Raw genomic sequence first — 16,221 nt, 5'->3', positions numbered from 1 at the left:
GGAGTTTCCGCATGCAAGAGTGGCGCCGCAAGAAAGGCCTGATGCGCGCGAGCGCGAAGTTCTCCACCCGCTTCGAGCCGATGGAGCGGGAGGTGATCGGGGATCTCACCGCTACGGTGTCGGAGGCACTGATCGCCCGCGCGCAGTCCGCGCCGAAGGATGAGTTCGCGGAGATGCTGGGCGTTGCCACCGGCCACACCGAGGCGCCGCAGGATCCGAAGCTGGCCCGCCTCCTGCCGGATTTCGAGCGCGAGGGCGACGAGGAGTTCGACGGGGACAATGGGCTGCTGCGTTCCCTGCACGAGAACGACATTATTCGCGCCAAGCTGGAGAACCTCCAGGTGGTTAACGCCGCGCTCGGCCCCACCGGGGGCGTGGAGGTGACCATCGAGGAGGCGGACGCCCCGCGCTTCGTCGCCGCGCTCAATGACATGCGCCTCTACGTCTCTGAGGATGACCGCGGCGGCGAGGCCGCCCAGCAAGACCGCGAGATGCTCATGGAGTGGCTGGCCTACTGCCAGGATTCGCTGCTGCAGGCGATGATGGATTAAAAAGGGGGCCTTTTTGCTTATCGACGTCCCCGGTATCACCATCTCCCACACCTCCCTCGGCGACACCGGGGTGACGGCCGTGGTCGCCGCCGACCCGCGCGGGATGCGGGCTGCCGTGGACGTGCGCGGCGGCGGCCCCGGCACCCGCGAGACCGACCTGCTGGAGCCGCACAACACGGTCGAGCGGGTCAACGCCATCTTGCTGTGCGGCGGTTCGGCGTTCGGCCTGGCCGCGGCGGACGGCGCCATGGCCGAGCTTGAGCGCCGCCGCTTCGGCTTCGAGGTGTTTGGGCAGGGTGCGGGTGGGCCGGTGGTGCCCATCGTGCCCGCGGCCGTGATCTTCGACCTGGCGGTGGGGGATCCGGCGCACCGGCCGTCCGCCGCGGATGGTGCCGCAGCCGTGGCGGCGGCGCTGGAGGCCGGTGGGGGCGCGGAGGTGGCGTCGGGAAGCGTTGGCGCGGGCTGCAGCGCCACCGCGGGCGTGCTGCGCGGCGGGTTCGGCGCCGCGCGCGCCCGCGCCGCCGGCTACACGGTGGAGGCGTACGTGGTGGCCAACCCCGTGGGCTCCGTGGTGGACGCCACCACCGGGCGCCTCTACGGCGACGCGGCCAGACCGGCTGTAGACCTGTCGCGTTTCGCCGCCTTGACCCGCCCCGCGCCGCGGCTGAACACCACCATCGGGGTGGTGGCCACCGACGCCCCGCTGCGCACCCCGCAGCTCAAACGCCTGGCAATGACGGCGCACGACGGGATCGCGCGCGCCGTGCGCCCTGCGCACTCCCCGCTGGACGGCGACACCCTGTTTGCGGTTTCGGCTGGGGAGGGGCGTGGGGAGGTGGGCGTCGACAAGCAAATGCTCCTCGGCGAAGCCGCTGCGGACGCGGTCCAGGCCGCGATTGTAGACGCCGTGACGAGCGCGGAAAGCGCCCACGGGGTGACGGCTTGGCGCGACCTCACCCGCTAAGCTTGGGCGGCGATGACCAACTACCCTTCCCCCCAAGACGGCTGGGGCTACGGCCAGACCGGGCAGCCCGGGTACGGCAAGCCCTTCCAACGGCCCTTCTCCCACCCTGAGTCGCAGCCGCCCGCGTTCTCGCCGGTGCCCATGCCGCGCGGATACACCCCCGGCGGGCAGCCGGACCCGCGCGGCGCGCTGAAGGCCAAGCGCAAGGCCCAGCGCAACACGGGGCTCCGCTTCGCGGCGCTGTACGTGGTGGCGATCTGGCTGGTCTACATCATCAACCTCACTCTGTTCGACGGGAACCTGCTCTACTTCGGCATCCAGCCGCTGGACCCGGATTCGCTGCCGTGCATCCTCACCTCGCCGCTGCTGCACGGCAGCCTCGAGCACATCGTCTCCAACACGGTGCCCGGCGCGATCTTCGCCTTCCTGGTGGGCTACTCCGGCAAGCGCGTGTTCTGGGAGGTCACAGCGTTTGTGGTGTTCATCGGCGGCATTGGCACCTGGCTATTCGGCGGCGTGGGCACCAACCACATCGGCGCGTCCGGCCTGGTGTACGGGTGGCTGGCGTATCTGTTGGTGCGGGGCTTCTTCAACCGTTCCGGCTCCCAGATCTTCCTCGGCATCATCCTCGGTTTCCTCTATTCCGGTCTGGTGTGGGGCATGTTGCCGGGCACCCCGGGCGTGAGCTGGCAGGCGCACCTCTTCGGCGCCGTGGGCGGCGTGGTGGCCGCGATGATCATCACCTCGGATGACCCGCCGGAGCTCGCGGCGAAGCGTGAGCGGCGCCAGCTGGAGAAGCAGGGCGGCAGGTAGGCGCGTGGGCAGCGTTACCGTGCCGGGTGAGCAGGGCGATCCCGCGCCGATCGGCATCTTTGACTCCGGCGTGGGCGGGCTGACCGTCGCACGCGCTGTGATGGACCAGCTGCCGGGCGAGTCCATCATCTACATCGGCGACACCGCCAACAGCCCCTACGGGCCGCAGCCCATCGCGGACGTGCGGGCGCACGCGCAGTGCATCGCCGACGAGCTGGTGGAGCGCGGCTGCAAGATGCTGGTCATCGCCTGCAACACCGCCACCGCCGCTTTCCTGCACGACGCCCGCGAGCGTTACAGCATCCCGGTCGTGGAGGTGATCCAGCCAGCCGTGCGCCGCGCCATGGCCACCACCCGCAACGGCAAGGTGGGCGTGATCGGCACCGTGGGTACCATCCAGTCCGGCGCGTACCAGGATCTCTTCTCGCTCAACCCCAACATCGAGGTGACGGCCGCGGCGTGCCCCGCCTTCGTGGAGTTTGTGGAGCGCGGCGTGACCTCCGGCCGCCAGATCCTGGGCGTGGCGCAGGGCTACCTCGAGCCCCTGCAGGCCGCGGGGGTGGACACGCTGGTGCTCGGGTGCACGCACTACCCGCTGCTCTCCGGCGTGATCCAGCTGGCGGTGGGCGACCAGGTCACGCTGGTCTCCTCGGCGGAGGAGACGTCGAAGGACGTGTTGCGCATCCTCACGGAGCTGGACATGCTCGCCCCGCCCGGCCACACCCCCACCCGCGTGTTCGAGTCCACCGGGGACCCGGGCACCTTCGACCGGCTGGCCGAGCGCATCCTCGGGCCCCGGATCAGCGCTGTGGGCCACCCGCCGGTCTAGCCGGCACCGCAAAAATTTCCGCGTGGCCCGTTCGTCTTCGCTGGCAAAACGTGGCACAGTATTTCCATGCAACTCACCATCCTCGGATGTTCCGGGAGCCTGGGCGCGCCGGGCAACCCCGGATCCTCCTACGTGGTCTCCACGCCGGGAAACCCGGACGTGGTGCTGGACTTCGGACCGGGAGCCCTGGCGGCGATGCAGGAGCGCTTCAACCCGTCGGAGGCGCACGTGGTGTTCAGCCACTTGCACGCGGACCACTGCTCGGATATCGCGTCGCTGCTGGTGTGGCGCCGCTTCCACCCTGAGCTCGCGGCCACGCGCCGCCACCGCCTGCTAGGCCCCTCCTACGCGCCGCAGCATATCGGCACCCTCGGCGCGGACGGGCCGGATGCGCCGACGGACATCTCGGACACGTTCGAGTTCACCGCGCTGCGCGGCGGCGAGGCCGTGGAGCTTGACGGTGTGCGCATCACCCCGTTCCCCGTGGAGCACCCGGCGGCGGAGTCTCACGCGCTTCGCGTGCAGGAGCTCGCCACCGGCAGGGTGGTCACCTACACCGGAGATTCGGGCTTCACGCACTCGCTTGTCGACGCATCCTTAGGCGCCGACCTCCTCCTCTGCGAGTCCGCATGGGGCCCGGACTCCGCGGGCCAGCCGGCGGGCATGCACCTGTCCGGCCGCGAGGCCGGCCGGATCGCTCGCGAGGCCGGGGTGGGCAAGCTGGTGCTGGTGCACATCCAGCCGTGGAGCGACGCCGAAGCGACCCGCGCCGCCGCCGAGTCCGAGTTTGACGGCGAGGTGGTGGTGGGCGCAGCTGGCGCCGTCTTCGAGGTCTAGCGGCTCGGGCGTGCGTTACCCTTGGGCGCATGACTGACCCAGCTACATTCACCCGTCTCGACGGCCGCGCGCTCGACGAGATGCGCCCGGTGCGCATCACCCGCGGCTTCACCTCCAACCCCGCCGGCAGCGTGCTCATTGAGTTCGGCCGCACCCGCGTCATGTGCACCGCCACGGTGGAGGAAGGTGTGCCGCGCTTCAAGAAGGATTCCGGCGAGGGCTGGCTCACCGCCGAGTACTCCATGCTCCCGGCCGCCACGCACGAGCGCATGCCCCGCGAGTCCATGAAGGGAAAGGTAAAGGGCCGCACCCACGAGATCTCCCGCCTGGTCGGCCGCTCCCTGCGCGCCGCGGTGGACCTTGCGCAACTGGGGGAGAACACGATCCAGCTGGACTGCGACGTGTTGCAGGCTGACGGCGGCACGCGAACCGCCTCCATCACCGGCGCCTACGTGGCGCTGGCGGACGCGATCGCCGTGCTCAAGGAGCGTGGCGTGGTGCCCGGCGAGCCGCTGCTCGCGCCCGTCGCGGCGGTGTCCGCCGGCATCGTGGACGGCCGCGTGTGCCTGGACCTGCCGTACGAGGAGGACTCCCGCGCCGAGGTGGACCTGAACGTGGTGATGCAGGAGGGCAGCAACTTCGTGGAGATCCAGGGCACCGGCGAGCACGGGCTGTTCGGCCGCGCCGAGCTCAACCAGATGCTGGACGTGGCGGAGCTCGGTTGCACCCAGCTCATCGCCGCGCAGAAGGAGGCGCTGGGCCTGTGAAGCTGCTCGTGGCCTCCAACAACCCGAAGAAGCTGGCCGAGCTCGAGCAGGTGCTGGCGGAGCTGGGCATCGAGGGCGTAGGGCTCGTCTCGGCGCGCGACGCGGGCTATACCGGCGAGCCGAAGGAGGACGGCCTCACCTTCGAGGACAACGCCCTGATCAAGGCCCGCGCCGGCGCGGCCGCCACTGGGCTCGCGTGCGTGGCGGACGATTCCGGCCTGGCCGTCGACGCCCTCCGCGGCATGCCGGGCGTGCTCTCCGCGCGCTGGAGCGGCGCGCACGGCGACGACGAGGCCAATAACCGCCTCCTTCTTGCCCAGATGGAAGACATCGAGCTGCGCAGCGCCGCCTTCGTGTCGTGCTGCGCGCTCGTTGCCCCGGGGCGCGGCGAGTGGGTTGCCCAGGGCCGGTGGGAGGGCGAGCTGCTGCGCGCCCCGCGCGGGGAAAACGGCTTCGGCTATGATCCGCTCTTCGCCCCGGTGGACTGTGGCGGGCGCTCCTCGGCTGAGCTCACGGCGGAGGAGAAGAACGCCCGCTCCCACCGCGGCCGGGCGCTGCGCGAGCTCGCGCCCGCGATCGCGGCGTTGCGATAGGGCCGCGCTACAGCTGGAAGGTGCGCGCCACTTCCTTGCGGCGCTTGGACTCCACCACGAAGGACATGAACGGCACCACGCCGGAGACCGCGGTGAGGATCCACGTCTTCACCGGCCAGCGCGCCTTCATGCCCAGGTTCAGCGAGGCGAGAAGGAACAGCGCGAACGCGAAGCCGTGCACGCGCCCGACCCACGCCAACGCCGAGACGTCTTGGTGGAAGCCGTAGTCAAGCACCATGCGCAGCACCAACAGCAGCAGCAGGGTACCGGTGATCCACGCCGCCACCGAGAACAGGTTGAGCGCGGTGCGCACGCGGCGTTGGCGCTCCGGGTGGATGCGCGGGGCGGATCCTGGCTGGGGCTGGGGGGCTGTCATTAGTTCTCCTGGCTCAAATCGTCGCGGGTTTGGCGCGGCCGCCCGCGCCGCGGGGTGAGCATCTCGTTGTACTCCTCCACGTCGAGGCGGGGGCGCTCGGGGAGGAAGGCCTCATCGAGCTCGGTGGTGGCCGCGCCGCCGTAGCGCCGCAGGTCCGCCTCGTACAGGTCGTCCATGGTGCCGCCGGCGTTCTCGGCGTCGATCTTCTCGTTCTCCATCTTGATGCCCATACGGTAGGCGTAGACGAAGAAGGCGGCGAAGAACGGCCACTGCATGGCGTAGCCCAGGTTCTGAAACGTGCCGCTGCCGGACTGGTAGCGGTGCCACTGCCACCTCGCGAGGAGCAGGCAGGTCACCACCGCGGCGGCGAGGAGGAGGATGTGCCAGGCGCGCACCTTGATGCGGTTGCGCGGCGGGCGCTCTGGGCCGGCGCCGGGGTCCTGGTTCGGTCGCTCACTCACAGCGCCTCAGTCTACTCCGGTGGGCACGGGCACCAAACTAAAGTTGGAGGGGCCCGGCGCGTGGCGCGCGCGGGGCTGTGTAGAGTGAAGGGACGCTGCGCCCGTGGCGGAATTGGCAGACGCGCTGGATTTAGGTTCCAGTGTCTACGGACGTGGGAGTTCAAGTCTCCCCGGGCGCACCGCGAAAGCTTGGTGGAAGCTAGATGCCCCAATCCCGCAGCACCCGGCCCACGTGGCCGGAGGCGCGGACGTTGTACTGGGCCTGCTCGATTGTGCCGTCCGCGCCGACGAGGAACGAGGAGCGGATGACCCCCTCGACCACTTTGCCGTAATTCTTCTTCTCGCCGAAGGCACCCCAGGCGCGCAGGGTCTCCCGCGATTCGTCCGAGAGGAGCTCGATGGTGAGGTTGTGGTCGGCGCGGAACGTTGCCAGCTTCTCCACCGGGTCGGGGGAGATGCCCAGCACGGTCACCGACGCCTCGTTGAAGCGCTCGAGGTTCTCGCTGAAGTCGCACGCCTCGGTGGTGCAGCCAGGAGTGTTCGCGCGCGGATAGAAGTAGACCAGCACGCGCTGGCCCGCGAAGTCCGCCAGCGAGACCTCCTCGCCGCGGTCATTGCGCAGGGTGAAAGCGGGGGCGGCGTCGCCGGGTTCGAGGCGGATTGGTGCTGTCATGCTTCTCCGTTCTACACGGTTTTCCATTACTGTGGTCACAGGTAGCTACACAAACGAAATGTCAGGAGTTCACCGTGGCACGAGACATCAACGACATCGAGCGCGACCTCGCCCGCACCCGCACCCAGCTGGCCGGCACCTTGGATGAGCTGGCGGACCGCCTCAGCCCGTCCGCGCTCGCCGACAATGCGAAGGACCAGGCTTCGGCGTGGCTCCAGGACGAGACCGTGCAGAAGATCCTCGGCGGGATCGCGGCCGGCGCCGTTGCGCTGGTCGGCATTAAGTTCTTCAACGGCCGCAAGCGGAAGAAGGAGCTCAAGGAGCTGCAGCGCCTGCTGTCGCGCCGGTAGGGGCTTTCTGCTTATCGACGGTCCCCCAGGAGAGATCCGCAACAATCGCCACCCGAACCCCATCGGGCGGCGATTTTTTATGCTCTAATCAAAGTATGACCAATACCTCACGCCGGCCACTGTTCATCGGGCTCGCCATCGTGGCGGTCCTCACCCTCATCGCCGCGCTCGTCCTGCCCGGGCTGCGCGGCGGGGACGGGGATACCGCGGCGATGCCGGGCAACGACGTGGACGTGCACTTCCTGGGCATGATGGTGCCGCACCACGAGCAGGCGATCGAGATGTCCGACGTGCTGCTGGCCTCCGACGTCACCGACCCGCAGGTGCGAGACCTCGCCGAGCGCATCAAGGACGGCCAGGAGCGCGAGAACGAGCAGATGCGCGCCTGGGCCGACGAGTGGGGCATCCAGGAAGACATGGAGATGCACTCCAAGCACATCGCCAACGGCATGTTCCAGCCCGCCGAGCTTGAGGCCTTTGGCCGGCTGCGGGGCGACGAGCTGCGCACCACCTTCCTAGAGTGGATGCACTACCACCACGCCCACGTCATCGCCATGACCAGCGATGAAGTGAAAAACGGCGCCTACGGGCCGCTGAAGGACATGGCCGCCGAGATGGTCGATGTGCAGACGCGCGAGATGAAGGAGATGGAGGACCTCCTCGGCTACGTGCCCGACGGCTCCGTGCCGGCGGCCTAGCCGTTAGATGATCTCGGCACCGGCCTCGCGCATCTCCTCGAGGGCGGCCTCGCCGCGAGCCTCGTCCACGGGGGAGCACAGGGAGCTGAGCACGCGAACCGCAAAGCCCTCCGCGCGCGCGTCGAGGACCGTGGCGCGCACGCAGTGGTCCGTGGCGATACCGCACACGTCGAGCGCGTCGATGCCGCGTCCGCGCAGGTACTCGGCTAGGGCAGTGCCCTCCTCGTCCGCTCCCTCGAAGCCGGAGTAGGCGGCCGTGTACTCGCCCTTGCGGAAGTAGCGGGCGATCTGGGAGGTGTCCACCGGCTCGCGGATTTCGGCGCCCTCTGAGCCGGCGACGCAGTGCACCGGCCAGGAATCCACGAAGTCTGGGTGCTCGGAGAAGTGCGAGCCCGGGTCGATGTGCCAGTCCTGGGTGGCCAGGATCTCGCTGTAGCCGGCGGCGTCGGCCCCCGGGGCGATGAGGGCGGCGATGCTGGAAGCCACCTCATCGCCGCGATCGGTGCCGAGCGAGCCGCCGGGGCAGAAATCGTTCTGGACGTCAACGAGCAGCAGTGCGCGAGTCATGGCCATCACCTTACCCCCGGCTTGGGGTGGGTAAGGTGGTTAGCCAAAGAAAAGCGAGGCCGGGGGTGCCATCGCCCCTGACCTCGCTGTATAGTGCGCCATCAGGGAATCGAACCCCGAACCCACTGATTAAGAGTCAGTTGCTCTACCAATTGAGCTAATGGCGCTTTTTGTTCTTTGTCACCCTTCCGGGCAACGAAAAAGAACTATAGCAGCCACCTCCCAAGCTTTGAAATCGCCTGGTCAGGGTCAATTTTGGCGAGGTTTCGCGCTTCGACTGGCGGGCCCGCGGCGCAGTAACGTTTTCGGGACTCGAGGCGATAAGGTGTCCGAGAGACGTGCGCGGCCCGGCAGGGCCGGCCAGAGTGAGGAGCGTGGAGCGCATGCGGGTGCGGCGGCGGAGCGGGGTAGTGGTTGCGTTGGCTGCGGCGCTTACGCTCGGGCTTGCGGCCTGCGACGGCGGCGCCGCTGGGGGCTCACGCGGCGCACAGAACACGGTCAGCTCGACTGCCCAGAAGCACGGCCGGGAACACGGGGAGCCTCCCCGCCTGTCGGTGAAGGACGGGGAGGCCGGGGTGGAGCCTTTGGCGGGTGCGAAGGTGGCGTCGGCAAGCAAGCTCCAAGACGTGACCCTGACCAACGAGCAAGGGCGCGCGGTGAAGGCGGAGTACAACCCCGAGAAAACCGAGTGGGAGACCACGGAGCCGCTCGGCTACGGGCGCACCTACACCCTCGAGGCGCGAAACGAGGACGGGACGAGCTCCACCGCCACCTTCACCACCGTCAGCCCCGCCGAGCAGACCAACGTGGCCATCGGCCCGTACGACGGCGCGACGGTGGGCGTGGCGCAGGCCGTGACGTTCCGCTTCGGGTCCGCCATCACCGACACGAAGGCGGCCGAGGACGCGATTACGGTGGAGACCTCCAACGACACCGAGGGCGGATTTTTCTGGCAGAGCCCCTACGAGCTGCTCTGGCGGCCGAAGGAGTTCTGGGAGCCCGGCACCGCCGTGACCGTGCGCGCCGACATCTACGGCAAGGATTTCGGCGGCGGCGTGTGGGGCGCGGCCGACGCTGAGAACTCCTTCACCATCGGCGACCGAGTGGAGACGGTGGTGGACAACCGCGACAAGACCCTGCGCGTGTACCGGGACGGGGAGCTAGTGCGCTCCTTCCCCGTCTCGCTGGGCGCCGACGGCAAGTACGACACCCCGAATGGCACCTACGTCATCGGCGACTCGCACGAGCATTTGGTGATGGACTCCCGCTCCTACGGCCTCGGTCTGAACCAGGGCGGCTACGTCACTGACGTGGACTGGGCTACCCAGATGTCTTACTCCGGCATCTACGTGCACGCCGCGCCGTGGGCGACGTGGGCGCTGGGGGCGCAGAACCAGTCCCACGGCTGCGTCAACGCCTCGTCGGAGGACGCGAAGTGGTTCCAGCAGTACGTCCAAAGGGGAGACCCGGTGGAGGTAGTTGGCGCACTCGGCGGGACGCTGCCGGGCTACGACGGGCTGGGGTACTGGAACTACAGCTGGGAGGAGCGCTCCGGCGGTACCGAGGACCCCCGGGCGCAGTAGGCGCGCACACGAAAATCCCGGCCCGCGGGTGTGCGAGCCGGGATTCTTGCGTTGGGGTGGCTGACGGGACTCGAACCCGCGACACCCAGGATCTTGACGGACAACTTCAGTACCTGTAGGTATGTGGCCGTAGGTAGTTGTCAGCGATGTGTTATCTACTGTGGGCTACTGCCGGATACGTGCTGTTACTGAATCGCTTAACGTACTTTTTAACGTACTTCTACGTACCCGTCCGATTCCTGTAATTGGATCGGTCGATTTTGCAGGGAAGACACGATTCCTCACTAAAGGCAGGGCGGAAGCGTGCCACTAAAGTGGTGACTTGGGCCATGTTCCGATTCGTCGCCGGACCGGAGTGGCTGGCACATCAGCGTGGGACCACCAGGGTTTAGGGAGAGTAATGGTAATCGGAGATTTTCTCGCGCTCATCGGCGTGTTCGCTGCCGCGGTGGCAGTGCCTGGTCCTGATGTTGTACAGATCATTCGTTTCAGCGTGAAGTCCCGGGCCGCTGGCGTGGCGTGTGCTACGGGCATCATGGCGGGGTACGCAGTCTGGATCGCTGCATCGCTGCTGGGATTAAGCGCACTCATGCAAGCTGCGCCCCAGTTGCTCGCCGTTCTACAACTGGTTGGTGGGGCTTACCTTCTCTACATGGGGTTTGGCGCGGTGCGTGGCGGGCTTCGAGCCTGGCGATCGGGTGAGTCTGCGGCTCTGCCTACGAATATTCCCGATCAGTCAGTGGAAACGCGCAAGGCTTTTGGGGTTGGGATGGCAACAAACCTGTCGAACCCTAAATCGGTGCTGTTTTTCGGAGCAGTATTTGCGCAGTTTGTGAAACCCGATATGGGTGCAGAGTGGATGCTGCTGATTCTCGTCACTCTATTTGTTGTGGGCTTTGTGATGTCGGCTGGCTTTGCGCTTCTTGTTGATGTCTTTTCCAGCTTCCTGTCCCGCTACGGCCACTTCGTTGATATGGGCACAGGCTCGATTTTTATCGTGTTAGCTCTTTGGATGCTTGGAGAAGGCGCTGCGAGCTTGGCGTCAGCTCGCGAGTTCAACTGACTGCAGCGCACGCATGTCTACTTTGGTTCGTCCGCGGAGGGACGTGCTTGCGCGGTCGCACGAATGAGTGCTTCGACGTTGGCGCGGTCGTTGTAGTACTCGTCTGCGATCTGCTCGGTGTGGCCGAAAATGTTCGCCCGTGTCCTCGCGTCCATCACGTCGGCGTACACGCCGTGCAGTGTGGCGCGCCATGAGTGGCTGCGAAGGTCGCGAAGAATCTCGACATCCGTCTCGTCGGCGATCTGTGAGTACAGCTCCGGTACTTTGTCGTCGGCGTTGGTCGCGTCCCATGCGGTCGCCGTCGTCGTTGGTGAGCCTACGACGAAATGCTCGACCTGTGGCGCCTTCGCCACCGGAAGACGCCCCGATACCGCTAACTCTGCGCGGCGTGCTTTACGAGGCCGTGATACGAGCAAGCGGGGTATGGCTGGTTCGCTCTTCGGTTCGTCGCAACTAGATCTATGGTGCCAGTGAACGGGCGAGGCATGAGTAAGGGGGTTAGCTATTTTTCCCAATATCCCTTACGGATACGTGACCCGTAAGGTTTTCTCCCGGAAAGCAGATGGGGCTTTTTCCGAGATTTTCTCGTCTTTCATTGATGGAAAAAACGAAATGAGAAAATTGAGGGACGATCTGCACCGCTGGGAACTCCTCCCTCAATGTATACGTGATGTCCCAACCCTTGTCGTACCACCGAAACCGATCGAATTCTTCTCTCCACTTAGGTCGCTCGCGAAAGCTGTCGGGTTCCTCGATGAAATTTAATCCAAATTCTCTCGTCCACTCAAGGATCTCGTTTCCCAAAGCAGGCTTTATGCCTAAATCCGCGGGAAGATAGTAGCCCTTTCCTTCGGAACCGGTGCGTACTAGTTCTTTAGAAGGCCACAAGGAACTTGGATGGCCATATTCTGGCCGGAGGAAAATTCGTCGAGGTTCCATGAAACTAGGCTACCGTCAGCTTTACTGCCACGAAAATAGAAGCCCCTTGACACATCCTGCCCATCCTGCCCCGCGACACGCCGAACCAGACACACTTTTTGTTTTGTCGTTCAACCCCCAGATTTCTAGAATCTTTAACGTACCCGGCGATTAAAGCAATGTACCCCATAACCTGTTTTATGCAGGTCACGGGGTATTTTTGGGGTGGCTGACGGGACTCGAACCCGCGACACCCAGGATCACAACCTGGTGCTCTACCAGCTGAACTACAGCCACCATCGTTGCCGTGCGCCGGTGGCGCGGACAACTCCGCCTACCTTAGTACGGTGCCGCGCCTTTACAAAAACCGCACCACAGCAGCGGTTCGGTCCCGTCTCGTCACAGCCCGCAGAGCGCGCGGGTGGCCGCGGACAGCTCGCCCAGCCGGGCGCGGGCGGCGTCCCAATCGGGTGTCTCGGCCGCGTCGAGGACCACCTCCAGGTAGCACTTCAGCTTCGGCTCAGTGCCGCTGGGGCGGATGATCACGCGGTCATCGCGCTCGGTGCGCAGGAGGATCCCGTTGGTGCCCGGTGTCTGCCCGTAACCGTCGGCAAGGTCCACGTACTCGGTCACGCGCGCGCCAGCGAGCTGGCTCGGCACCGAGGCGCGCAACCGCTCCATCGCGGCCGAGATCACCTCCAAGTCCTTCACGCGGAAGGTCAGCGGCTGGGTGCGGTAGAGCCCGTAGCGCGCGGCCTGGCGGTCGAACAGGTCGAGCACGCCGAGCCCCGCGGCCTTCAGCTCGGCCACGGCGCTGGCAGCAACTACGGCGGCGGTGATGCCGTCCTTGTCGCGCACGTGCTCCGGGTCCGCGCAGTGCCCGATCGCCTCCTCGTAGCCGTACACCAGCTCCGGGGTGCGGCCGATCCACTTGAACCCGGTGAGCGTGGTGGCGTGATCTAGCCCGTGCGCCTGCGCGATGCGCCCGAGCAGCCTCCCCGAGACGATGGAACAGGCGGTCGACCCGCCGTCCGCGCGGCCTGCCAGGTAATCGCCCAGCAGCGCGCCCGTCTCGTCGCCGGAGAGCGCCACCCAGCCCCCGCCGATCGGGGTGCCGGCGCTGGGGGTATCGCGCGCGGGCACCGCGAGCGCGCACCGGTCCGCGTCGGGGTCCAGCGCGATGATCAGCTCCGCACCCACCTCGTTCGCCTTCGCCACCGCCAGATCCAACGCGCCCCGCTCCTCGGGGTTGGGGAACGCCACCGTGGGGAACTCCGGGTCAGGGGCCCATTGCTTATCGACGCCCACCACCGAGCCAAATCCCGCCTCCCCCAACGCCCGCAGCGCCAGCTCGCCACCCACCCCATGCATGGGCGTGAGCACGATGCGCACGTCCGCGGCGGGGGAGCCGAGCCGGCGCGCGGCGGCGCAGTAGGCGTCTCGGGTGTCTACCCGCTCAATGGCGTCGCCCAGGGGCAGCTCGTCCGCACCGGGCGCTGCGGCGATGCGGGCCGCGATCTCGGCGTCCGCCGGCGGGACGATCTGCACGCCCGCCGCGTCCCCCGCGGCGATGCGGCCGCCGAGGTAGACCTTGTACCCGTTGTCCCACTTCGGGTTATGCGACGCGGTGATCATCACGCCCGCGTCCGCGTCGAGCGCGCGCACGCTGAACGCGGTCAGGGGCGTGGGCTGGGCGAGCGGCAGCAACAGCGCCTCCCCGCCAGCGCCCGCGACCACCCGGGCCGCGGCCTCGGCGAACTGGGCGGAGCCGTGTCGCGCGTCGCAGCCGATTACCACGCGGGGGCGGCTCACCTGGGCGTTCAGCCAGTCCATCAGGCCCGCGGTGGCGCGCATGACCACCGCCTGGTTCATGGCGGATTCGCCGAACCCGATGGGACCCCGCAGCCCCGCCGTGCCGAACTCCAGCGGCCCGGCGAAGGCGGCGGCGAGCGCCGCGTCAGCTTCCGCCGAGCCGGCCTCGCTCGCCTCGATTGCGCGGCGCAGCTCCCCGCGCGTGGCGGGATCCGGGTCGTGCTCCAGCCAGGCCCGGGCCGTGGCGCGCAGGGCGTCGCCCACCGCTAGTCCCACCCGTCGAGGACGGCCTCGGTGCCGGAGAGGCCGAGTCGGCTGGCGCCGGCGTCGATCATCTCGCGGGCGGCCTCGGCGGTGCGGATGCCGCCGGAGGCTTTCACGCCTAGGGCGTCGCCGACGGTCTCGCGCATCAGCCGCACCGCGTGGGCGGAGGCGCCGCCGGCGGGGTGGAAGCCCGTGGATGTCTTCACGTACTCGGCGCCCGCGTCGGCTGCTGCTTGGCAGGCGCGCACTACCTGGGCGTCGTCAAGCACTGCGCTCTCGATAATGACCTTGAGCAACGCGCTGCCGCACGCGCGCTTCACCGCTGCGATGTCCTCGCGCACGGTGTCCCAGTCGTCCTCCTTGGCGGCGCCGATGTTGATCACCATGTCCACTTCGTCGGCGCCGTTGGCCACCGCGTACTCGGCCTCCGCGGCCTTGGCGGGCGTGGGCACGGCGCCGGAGGGGAAGCCGCACACCACGGCTACCTTCAGGCCCTCAGGGGTGTCCAGCGGCAGCATCGACGGCGAGACGCACACGGAATAGGCGCCGAGGCGCGCCGCGTCCGCGATCAGCGCCTCCACGTCGGCGTGGGTCGCCTCGGGCTTGAGCAGGGTGTGGTCCACCATTTGGGCCACGTCGGTGCGCGAAAGTGCGTGCATGGGTGCGATCTCCTTTTTGGTGAGGTGGGGTTTACGCGGGCTGCTTCATGCGGGCGGTCATCGCCGCGTAGAGCAGCGCGCCGCCGAGAGCGATGGCCGCGAGGATAAGCATGACCACCGGGTAGCTGCCGGCGCCGGAAGGCAGGAACCCGGGGGTGCCCAGGCCCATGTCCACCAGCTTGGCGCTGTACGCGATGCCGAGCGGCACCGCGACGTTGATGGTGAGGTTGTAGAAGCCGATCGCGATGCCGGACTTGGCGGCCGGGATCGCGCCGATGGCCGTGGCCATGAGCGGGGCGTAGAGCAGGGCGAAGCCGCTGGCGAAGAGCAGCGAGGACACCACGAACGCCCATGGGCCGGACTCCATGAAGAAAGCGAGCACCAGCAGCGCAACGGTGATCGAGACGAGCGCGGTGAAAATGGCCGTGCGCGTGGGCAGGAACTTTGCGATGCGCCCGGAGAGCACGCCCACCGCGATGGCCGCGGTGTAGCCCGGGATGAGCAGGTACGACGCGCCGTCCGCGCTCATGCCGTGCACCTCCTTGGCCATTGCGGGGAAGAGCACCAGGTAGCCCAGCTGCACCGAGTAGACGATGAAGACCAGGATGAGCGCGGTCACGTACGGGCGGTGGCGGAAAAACTCCGGGTTCACCAGCGGGCGCTCCGCGTTCTTGACGTGCATGGAGAACAGCACCACGGACGCCGCCAGCGGGATCAGCCATAGCCAGTTGAAGGCCTGCATAAACAGGATGGCGGTGGTGGCCAGCACGGCGATCAGGCCCAGCCCGATCCAGTCCACGTGGCCCGCCTCCAGCGATTCCTCCTCCGGCACCGTCTTGAGAATCACCGGGATGGCCAGGATCAGCACAAGCGGCACCAGGAACATGGCGGTCCACGAGACCTTGGTGGCGAGCAGCCCCGAGGTCAGCGCGCCGAAGAGGGTGGCGGCCTGGAACGCGGCGGTGGAGAAGCCGAGGTAGGTCTTCTGGTCCTGCTCGGAGAGGTGCTTGGTCACGTAAATGACGTAGAGCGTCTCGGCGGCGGCCAGGCCCGTGGTCTGGATGATGCGGCCGGTGAGCACCAGCGGCCACACGTTCTGGCCGAGGAAGCCGATCAGCGAGCCGATGAGCGTGAGGATAACGCCGGCGAGCAGCAGCTTGCGGATGCTAAACACGTCGGCCAGCGCCGCGTAGACCACCGCGCCGATGCCGATGATCACGCCGGCGAGCGACGCCTGCAGGCTGACCTCGTTGAGCGAGAGGTTGAGCGCCTCGCCCATCGAGTCGGTCATGAACTTGAAGCCGTTGTCGATGATCAGCGAGAAGACGAAGGTGAACAGGATGATGGGGACGGCGTGCTTGGGGTTCAGCGCGGTCCCGGCGCCGGCGGGTGCGGCCGGCTGCGGGCGTGATGCCATGCGGGGTTCCTTGGTGTCTGGGGTTG

At 67.5% G+C, this 16,221-nt stretch carries 19 protein-coding genes and 3 tRNA genes; 12 read left to right on the top strand and 10 right to left on the bottom strand.

Annotated features, from left to right (window positions below):
* Positions 1-11 precede the first annotated feature (11 nt).
* The 7 genes from BN4252_RS01980 (at position 12) to rdgB (ending at position 5,354) form a co-directional block, all read left to right on the top strand.
* Positions 12-551 carry a DUF2017 domain-containing protein gene (locus BN4252_RS01980; protein WP_066524692.1) on the top strand — a complete coding sequence of 180 codons (540 nt, stop codon included), beginning with the start codon at positions 12-14 and terminating at the stop codon, positions 549-551.
* A gap of 13 nt (positions 552-564) precedes the next feature.
* Positions 565-1,515, top strand: a complete 951-nt coding sequence (locus tag BN4252_RS01975) for a P1 family peptidase (protein WP_066524688.1) — start codon at positions 565-567, stop codon at positions 1,513-1,515.
* Positions 1,516-1,527: 12 nt separating this feature from the next.
* On the top strand, positions 1,528-2,328 hold the full coding sequence (locus BN4252_RS01970) for a rhomboid family intramembrane serine protease (RefSeq protein WP_078056716.1): 801 nt from the start codon (positions 1,528-1,530) through the stop codon (positions 2,326-2,328).
* A 4-nt stretch (positions 2,329-2,332) separates the two neighbouring features.
* Positions 2,333-3,157, top strand: a complete 825-nt coding sequence (murI, locus tag BN4252_RS01965; protein WP_230208539.1) for a glutamate racemase — start codon at positions 2,333-2,335, stop codon at positions 3,155-3,157.
* 66 nt (positions 3,158-3,223) lie between these two features.
* Positions 3,224-3,994 carry an MBL fold metallo-hydrolase gene (locus BN4252_RS01960; protein WP_066524683.1) on the top strand — a complete coding sequence of 257 codons (771 nt, stop codon included), beginning with the start codon at positions 3,224-3,226 and terminating at the stop codon, positions 3,992-3,994.
* A gap of 29 nt (positions 3,995-4,023) precedes the next feature.
* Positions 4,024-4,761 (top strand): ribonuclease PH, encoded by a 738-nt coding sequence (gene rph / locus BN4252_RS01955; RefSeq protein ID WP_066524681.1) that lies wholly within the window; start codon positions 4,024-4,026, stop codon positions 4,759-4,761.
* Positions 4,758-5,354 (top strand): RdgB/HAM1 family non-canonical purine NTP pyrophosphatase, encoded by a 597-nt coding sequence (gene rdgB / locus BN4252_RS01950; RefSeq protein WP_066524679.1) that lies wholly within the window; start codon positions 4,758-4,760, stop codon positions 5,352-5,354. The genes rph and rdgB overlap by 4 nt, the downstream gene beginning before the upstream one ends.
* Before the next feature lie 7 nt (positions 5,355-5,361).
* On the opposite strand, the gene BN4252_RS01945 is transcribed toward rdgB, so the two are convergent.
* Positions 5,362-5,730 carry a DUF3817 domain-containing protein gene (locus tag BN4252_RS01945; RefSeq protein ID WP_066524677.1) on the bottom strand — a complete coding sequence of 123 codons (369 nt, stop codon included), beginning with the start codon at positions 5,728-5,730 and terminating at the stop codon, positions 5,362-5,364.
* Positions 5,730-6,191: a hypothetical protein gene (locus BN4252_RS01940; protein WP_066524675.1), complete on the bottom strand. Its 462-nt coding sequence runs from the start codon at positions 6,189-6,191 to the stop codon at positions 5,730-5,732. The genes BN4252_RS01945 and BN4252_RS01940 overlap by 1 nt, the downstream gene beginning before the upstream one ends.
* 97 nt (positions 6,192-6,288) lie before the next feature.
* Between BN4252_RS01940 and BN4252_RS01935 the strand changes: the two genes are divergently transcribed.
* Positions 6,289-6,370 (top strand) — tRNA-Leu (locus BN4252_RS01935).
* A gap of 20 nt (positions 6,371-6,390) precedes the next feature.
* Here BN4252_RS01935 and bcp read toward each other — a convergent pair.
* The gene (gene bcp, locus BN4252_RS01930) at positions 6,391-6,864 is read right to left on the bottom strand and encodes a thioredoxin-dependent thiol peroxidase (protein ID WP_066524673.1); all 474 of its coding nucleotides are present in this window, start codon (positions 6,862-6,864) and stop codon (positions 6,391-6,393) included.
* Between the two features lie 74 nt (positions 6,865-6,938).
* On the opposite strand from bcp, the gene BN4252_RS01925 reads away from it, so the two are divergent.
* Together BN4252_RS01925 and BN4252_RS01920 are read left to right on the top strand one after the other, a co-directional pair.
* Positions 6,939-7,214, top strand: a complete 276-nt coding sequence (locus tag BN4252_RS01925) for a DUF3618 domain-containing protein (RefSeq protein ID WP_066524671.1) — start codon at positions 6,939-6,941, stop codon at positions 7,212-7,214.
* Between the two features lie 95 nt (positions 7,215-7,309).
* Positions 7,310-7,912, top strand: coding sequence for a DUF305 domain-containing protein (locus tag BN4252_RS01920; protein ID WP_066524668.1), 603 nt, complete (start codon positions 7,310-7,312; stop codon positions 7,910-7,912).
* A gap of 3 nt (positions 7,913-7,915) precedes the next feature.
* Here the strand turns inward: BN4252_RS01920 and BN4252_RS01915 are convergent, their stop codons facing one another.
* Both BN4252_RS01915 and BN4252_RS01910 read right to left on the bottom strand, forming a co-directional pair.
* Positions 7,916-8,479 carry a nicotinamidase gene (locus tag BN4252_RS01915; RefSeq protein WP_066524667.1) on the bottom strand — a complete coding sequence of 188 codons (564 nt, stop codon included), beginning with the start codon at positions 8,477-8,479 and terminating at the stop codon, positions 7,916-7,918.
* Positions 8,480-8,573: 94 nt separating this feature from the next.
* Positions 8,574-8,646, bottom strand: a tRNA-Lys gene (locus BN4252_RS01910).
* A 216-nt stretch (positions 8,647-8,862) separates the two neighbouring features.
* Between BN4252_RS01910 and BN4252_RS01905 the strand changes: the two genes are divergently transcribed.
* A complete protein-coding gene (locus tag BN4252_RS01905) occupies positions 8,863-10,062 on the top strand; it encodes a L,D-transpeptidase (protein WP_066524665.1) in 1,200 nt (399 codons plus the stop codon).
* A gap of 400 nt (positions 10,063-10,462) precedes the next feature.
* Entirely contained in the window at positions 10,463-11,125 is a 663-nt protein-coding gene (locus BN4252_RS01900; RefSeq protein WP_066524663.1) for a LysE family translocator, read from the top strand.
* Between the two features lie 17 nt (positions 11,126-11,142).
* Here the strand turns inward: BN4252_RS01900 and BN4252_RS01895 are convergent, their stop codons facing one another.
* From BN4252_RS01895 to BN4252_RS01875, 5 genes are all read right to left on the bottom strand, one after another.
* The gene (locus BN4252_RS01895) at positions 11,143-11,478 is read right to left on the bottom strand and encodes a hypothetical protein (RefSeq protein WP_230208538.1); all 336 of its coding nucleotides are present in this window, start codon (positions 11,476-11,478) and stop codon (positions 11,143-11,145) included.
* Positions 11,479-12,264: 786 nt separating this feature from the next.
* A tRNA-His gene (locus BN4252_RS01890) sits at positions 12,265-12,340 on the bottom strand.
* Positions 12,341-12,442: 102 nt separating this feature from the next.
* Positions 12,443-14,131, bottom strand: coding sequence for a phospho-sugar mutase (locus BN4252_RS01885; RefSeq protein ID WP_392389914.1), 1,689 nt, complete (start codon positions 14,129-14,131; stop codon positions 12,443-12,445).
* A complete protein-coding gene (gene deoC / locus BN4252_RS01880; RefSeq protein ID WP_066524659.1) occupies positions 14,122-14,778 on the bottom strand; it encodes a deoxyribose-phosphate aldolase in 657 nt (218 codons plus the stop codon). The genes BN4252_RS01885 and deoC overlap by 10 nt, the downstream gene beginning before the upstream one ends.
* A 31-nt stretch (positions 14,779-14,809) precedes the next feature.
* On the bottom strand, positions 14,810-16,195 hold the full coding sequence (locus tag BN4252_RS01875) for an MFS transporter (protein WP_066524657.1): 1,386 nt from the start codon (positions 16,193-16,195) through the stop codon (positions 14,810-14,812).
* Between the last annotated feature and the right edge of the window lie 26 nt (positions 16,196-16,221).

This window comes from Corynebacterium bouchesdurhonense (assembly GCF_900078305.2).
Lineage (GTDB): Bacteria > Actinomycetota > Actinomycetes > Mycobacteriales > Mycobacteriaceae > Corynebacterium > Corynebacterium bouchesdurhonense.
Note: the sequence above shows the minus strand (reverse complement) of the source record. Positions and strands in the feature narration are given on the sequence as shown.